The organism is Anaerorhabdus sp., from assembly GCF_036637135.1.
Classification (GTDB): Bacteria; Bacillota_I; Bacilli_A; order Erysipelotrichales; family Erysipelotrichaceae; genus Anaerorhabdus.
Genome location: NZ_JAVWNC010000090.1, coordinates 1 through 5,957, shown reverse-complemented (window position 1 = coordinate 5,957; position 5,957 = coordinate 1). Strand labels below are relative to the sequence as shown.

5 protein-coding genes are annotated in these 5,957 nt (G+C 33.1%); 4 read left to right on the top strand and 1 reads right to left on the bottom strand.

Annotated elements, in window-relative coordinates; all coding sequences use genetic code 11:
* On the bottom strand, window positions 1–1,357 hold a 1,357-nt coding region (locus RR643_RS11045), incomplete at its 3' end, for an APC family permease (protein WP_332483242.1).
* Between the two features lie 108 nt (window positions 1,358–1,465).
* On the opposite strand from RR643_RS11045, the gene spx reads away from it, so the two are divergent.
* The 4 genes from spx to recD2 form a co-directional block, all read left to right on the top strand.
* Complete coding sequence (gene spx / locus RR643_RS11040; protein WP_332470219.1) at window positions 1,466–1,900, top strand: transcriptional regulator Spx; 435 nt, start codon at window positions 1,466–1,468, stop codon at window positions 1,898–1,900.
* Between the two features lie 56 nt (window positions 1,901–1,956).
* Complete coding sequence (mnmA, locus tag RR643_RS11035; RefSeq protein WP_332483241.1) at window positions 1,957–3,108, top strand: tRNA 2-thiouridine(34) synthase MnmA; 1,152 nt, start codon at window positions 1,957–1,959, stop codon at window positions 3,106–3,108.
* A complete protein-coding gene (locus RR643_RS11030; protein ID WP_332470217.1) occupies window positions 3,096–3,794 on the top strand; it encodes a CPBP family intramembrane glutamic endopeptidase in 699 nt (232 codons plus the stop codon). The genes mnmA and RR643_RS11030 overlap by 13 nt, the downstream gene beginning before the upstream one ends.
* Window positions 3,795–3,797: 3 nt before the next feature.
* The coding region (recD2, locus tag RR643_RS11025) for an SF1B family DNA helicase RecD2 (protein ID WP_332483240.1) at window positions 3,798–5,957 on the top strand (2,160 nt) is incomplete at its 3' end.

Below are 5,957 nucleotides of genomic sequence, written 5' to 3'. Positions count from 1 at the left end.
GAATCAAGAGACCTACTGCAATAATTACTAATGTAATTAACATATAGACATTAAATTTAGGTCGAGTAATACCTCCGTAAAGGATAATCATTGAACCAATGATAGCTAGAGTAGGGTAAACATAACGACCTAAGAATGATGTGGTTTTTACTTTATCAGGGCGAAGTAAGACACCAAAATACATACAACACAAGAATAAATAATTCATTACAATTGGTAAATCATCAATAGCTAAACCTTCAAATAGAGTCAATCCATATACTGCAGCTCCATCTAAAGATAAGAAATGAAACATTAAGAAGACTAAATTTACAACAAAACAAGCAATACTAGCATTAATAGGTGTATCGTATTTCTTGTTTATTTTAGCCAATGAAGCACTGAAGGGTAATTCACCACGAACTGCTAAAGCATAAGGTGTACGAATATAACCTAAAATCAATCCATTTAAAGTACCTAATACTGAAACTACAATAAACAGCAATACTATTTTAATACCCCAAGGTCCTAAAATAGCATTTGAAATACTTGATATTGGATCAACACCAGCAAGTAAAGCATCTGGTCCCAAGAACGAACAAACACCACAGAAATACAATAAGTATAAGAATACAATAATTAAGGGTGCAAGAACTAATGCTTTCGTTAAATTTTTTTGAGGATCTTTGATTTCATGAGCAATACTTGGAGCTATCATCCAACCATCAGTTGCGAATGCTACAGCGATAACTGCTGTTAGAAAACCAGTAGAAGTCGTTACATAACTTGGATTAATCGCAATGACACTTGTTGGATTACCTAATACTAATCCAGAAATAGATAAGACAAGTAACGCAAAGATTTTAGCGAACATCGCAAAGCTTTGAAACTTACTCGCATTCTTTGTTTGGAATGTATTTACGATGTAATAAAAGACTAAATAACCAATCGCTAATGGCCAAACACCAAGGTTAAAATCACCAGTTGTTAGTAAATTAGGTAAACCAAATAAACCAAATGTGTAGTTAGCACCAACCCACGCGATAACTGCGATAATAGCAGGATAGTAAATAATAGATTGAAACCAACCGGCAAGGAATCCTAATACTTGACCCCAACTAGTTTCACAATAAGAAACTAAACCACCAATTTTATTATCATTTGAAGAATATTGAGAGATGGTCAAACCACCAAACACAATACCCATAGCTGCTACTACAAAGGCAAGGATCCCCATGACTACATTACCATTCGTATTTTGTATAATTGTAGGTGTTTTAAAGAAAATACCAGAACCAATTACGATGCCTACAATCATCGCAATGGTTGTTAAAAGTCCAAACTTACGTTTTGGAATATTCGGATTATTGTTATTCATAGAAATCTCCTCTTTCTCTAAATAATATAAAAAAAGTGAACTTTGTCAACATATTTCTATACGTAGAGAAAAGTTTATTGTATAATTATTAGTAGATGGAGGTAATCTATGATCGTTGTATACACTTCCCCGGGCTGTGCATCATGCAGGAAAGTTAAGAATTGGTTAAAAGAGAGAAATCTACCCTTCGTTGAGAAAAATATATTTACAACCTTGCTAAATGAAGTAGAAATAAAACATTTACTTCAACGAAGCGAAAATGGAACGGAAGACATAATTTCGAAACGTTCTAAAATCATGCAAGAAGATAAGATAGATTTAGACCTGTTATCTCTAAACGAACTAGTAAAATTTATCCAAAAGAATCCATCTATCTTGAAACGTCCAATCATCTTAAATGAATCAGTATTCCAAGTTGGTTATGACGAAGAAGAAATAGATGCGTTCATTCCACATGAACTTAGAAAATTGGCAGTATTCTCTTGTAACACAGCTTGTCCTAACTATGATGGCTGTGGAAAAGTCCGAGAAACAGAAAAGTAGAGCTATTTAATTAGCTCTACTTTTGTATTATAATGTACTAGATATGAGGTGTTAATGTGAAAATACTAGTTGGTTTATCAGGCGGGGTTGATTCTGCCGTATGTGCTTATTTATTAAAGAAACAAGGACACGATGTTACTTGTGCTTTTATGCGTAATTGGGATGCTCTCGCAAACAATGATGTTTTAGGTAATCCTACATTGGATAATGATGTTTGTCCGCAAGAGAGTGATTGGATGGATGCAAAGAGCGTTGCAGACTCACTTGGATTAGAATTACTTCGTGTTGATTTTGTAAAAGAATATTGGGACGATGTATTCATGACTTTTATTAATGAGTATAAAAAGGGTAGAACACCTAACCCAGATATTTTATGCAACAAATATATTAAATTTCAAAGTTTCTTTGAATTCGCAAAGAAACAAGGATTTGATTGGGTTGCGACAGGTCATTATGCAAAAGTTATTCATGGTGAAACTGAATCATTTATGTATAAAGCTGATGATGATAATAAAGATCAAAGCTATTTTTTATGCCAAATCAACAAGGATGCATTACATCATACCTTGTTTCCATTAGGTGATATTGATAAACCCGAAGTAAGAAGAATTGCAATGGAATTAAATCTAACAATAGCAACAAAAAAAGATTCTACAGGGATTTGTTTTATTGGTGAAAGAAACTTTAGACAATTCTTGAAAAATTACTTACCTGCAAAATCAGGCAAAATTATCAACATTGATACAAATGAAGAACTTGGAAATCATGAGGGTGTTTTATATTATACAATTGGTCAAAGAAAAGGACTAAACATTGGAGGAGCTGGTGGGCCATGGTTTGTAGTAGGCAAGAATGTTGATACCAATGAATTATATGTTTCAAGTGGTGAGGATAATCGCTGGTTAAAATCAACACGCTGTATTGTTAGAGGTATGAACTGGCTTGCTGAGCATGACTTTACTGTTATGGATTGCCAAGCAAAATTTAGATATCGCCAAAAAGATAATCAAATACAATTGCATATAATCGACCAAGATACCGTGGAGTGTATTTATCCTAACGGAATCAAAGCTGTTACACCTGGTCAAGAGGCTGTTTTTTATAAAGATGGTCTAGTACTTGGTGGTGGTGTAATTGATGAAGTTTACCAAGGTGATGATGACTTATTCAAGAAAATCATCAAGGAAAGAACTTCATGTCAGAAATAACAAACAAAAATAAAATACTCATCTTAATTCAATATTTACTTGGATATTTGGTCGTATATCCAATTTTATTAGGATTTCTAGTATCCTTCGTATATAAGATAGTAGGGAAAGATTTATCATATGAAATACAATTTCTATTTTATGTTGTATTTCTTTTGTACTTTTGTTATTTATGCAAACCACTTTTAATGGATTTGTTTAATGCAGTGAAAACTAGATTGTTACCTATATTAAAAATAACAGGAAAAAATTTATTAATATCCTATGCTTTGAATTATGTAATCAATATTGTGTTAATGATGTTTATAAATGATACATCATCCGCAAATCAAATAGCGATTGAATCACAATTAATTACCTCCCCAATTCTTATCATATTTGTATCTGTGGTATTCGCACCATTGGTTGAAGAATTTGTATTTCGTGGCGTAATTTATAAATATATTGAAGAAAGAAAGGGTTTTTGGATTGGAGCTTGTATTAGTTCGTTTCTTTTTGGTGGAATGCATGTGTTCTTCTCAATATTCTCATTTAATTTCATGGATTTGATCTTTGCTTTCCCTTATATGGTTCAGGGATTTATGATTGCGAAGAATTATCATGAAACAAAAAGTTTCTTGGGTGCATGGTTACTCCATTTCTTAAACAACTATATTGCAGTTACAATTTTATTACTCTTAAGGTAAACTATGGAAAAGATAACAGGTAAATTTACACATACAATCTATCGACATGACGAGTCCTACTTTACTGTGGCTCGTTTTGAGCTTCATTCATTGGATGAGAAAGCGATTATTGTGACGGGGTACTTACCTGTAATCGATGATATGGAATTATTATATGAATTGGATGGAGATTACATTGAACATCAAAAATATGGAATGCAATTCAGTGTGAAATCCTATCGAAAAGTTACACCTACAGATACAGATTCTTTAGTTCGCTATTTATCTAGTCCATTATTCGAAGGAATAGGTAAGAAATTTGCGGAGAAGATAGTAGATATCCTAGGACCTACTTGTATCGATATGATCAAAGAAGATGCTTCTTGTTTACAACAAATTCCTAAAATGACTGAGAAAAAGAAAGAAGCATTAATAAACGGATTGTCTAGTAATCAGGATTCATTTGAAGAAGCATTGCAGTTTTTTACAATGCATGGACTTGGAATACGAAACATTATTCGTCTAAATCGTGCATATGGCAGTGAATCGATACGCAAAATATCTGAAAATCCATATCGTGTCATTGAAGAATGTGATGGATTTGGATTCAAGACTGCAGATAAGATTGCACTGTCCATGGGATACGAACCTGATCATCCTTATCGTATTGAAGCTTATCTTGTGACACTTGCAATGGATTGTTGTATGAGAACAGGGAATAGTTTTGTACTCGTTGATATCCTTGAAGCAGAATTTAATAAAGCGTGTCGCAATATTGAAGCAAATTTCAATGAGTATTGTAACTTATTAATTAAGAAAAGAAGACTTGTTCAAGAAGATAATCGAATCTATCCTGTAAGCCAATATGATGCAGAGAAGGGGATACAAGGGTTCTTGAGTTTATTTCCTTATGAAAAGTTAGATCCATATAGTGAAGATTTGTTAAATGACTCCTTACAAGAGATTCAAGAAAAACTTAATATTGAATATGATCCAAAGCAAATGGAAGCCATTCATTCATTTATATCGCAAGACATCATGATTCTTACTGGAGGACCTGGTACGGGTAAGACAACTGTAGTTCGTGGAATGGTATCCATTTTTAAGAAACTATATCCCTTAGCTAATATTGCGTGCTGTGCACCAACAGGTCGTGCCGCTAAACGATTGGCAGAGTTAACGGAAGTTCAAGCTTATACTATTCATAGTTTATTAGCATGGGATTTAGAATCAAATACCTTTGGTAAGAATGCAAACGAACCTTTATTCATTGACTTACTTATTGTAGATGAGTTTTCTATGGTTGATAATTGGTTATTCTATAACCTTGTTCAAGCTAGCGTTCATGTCAAAAAGATTTGTATCATTGGTGATGAAAATCAATTACCGAGTGTATCACCTGGATGTTTATTAAAAGATTTAATTGATTCAAATTTATTCCCTGTTATACGATTAGAACATATTTTCAGACAAAAAGATGGTTCTGATGTAATTGAACTTGCTGCGCAAATACGTGAAGGACAGTTAAACTTATCCAAACTTAAAAATGATGTCGCTTTTTTTGGTGCAAATCAATATGATGTAAAAGATTTAGTTGTTAAGATTGTACAAAATGCATTAGATAAAGGATACGATCTAAAAGATATCCAAGTATTAGCTTGTATGTATTCGGGGGTTGCGGGTATTGATCGTCTAAATAACGCTTTACAAAATTGTTTCAACCCACAAGAATCAGGACGCAGGGAATGGAAAGTCGGTTATCGAACATTTCGTGAAAATGATAAAATACTTCAGCTTAAGAACCAACCAGATGATGATGTCTACAATGGCGATATTGGAACACTAATCGAAATAATTTATCCGATTGAAGATCCAAATAATACAGTAAGATTTATAGTTGATTTTGAAGGTATATATGTAGAATATTCACCAGAAACATTTGAACGAATAACACACGCTTATTGTATTTCAGTTCATAAGAGCCAAGGGAGTGAATATCCAATAGTTATCTTACCTCTAATTCCACAACATCGACATATGCTTAAGAAGAGTTTAGTTTATACCGCAGTTACACGTGCAAAAAAATCGCTGGTGCTGCTTGGAAGTGAAGAAATCGCACTAGAAGCATGTCATACTTTAGAAAAACGAAGAGATACGACTTTAATTAAAAGACTTAAAGGTGAA

Excerpts from the sequence above, each read along its gene's own strand:
- spx (WP_332470219.1), top strand. The coding sequence starts at position 1,466 with ATGATCGTTGTATACACTTCCCCGGGCTGTGCATCATGCAGGAAAGTT.
- RR643_RS11030 (WP_332470217.1), top strand. The coding sequence starts at position 3,096 with ATGTCAGAAATAACAAACAAAAATAAAATACTCATCTTAATTCAATAT.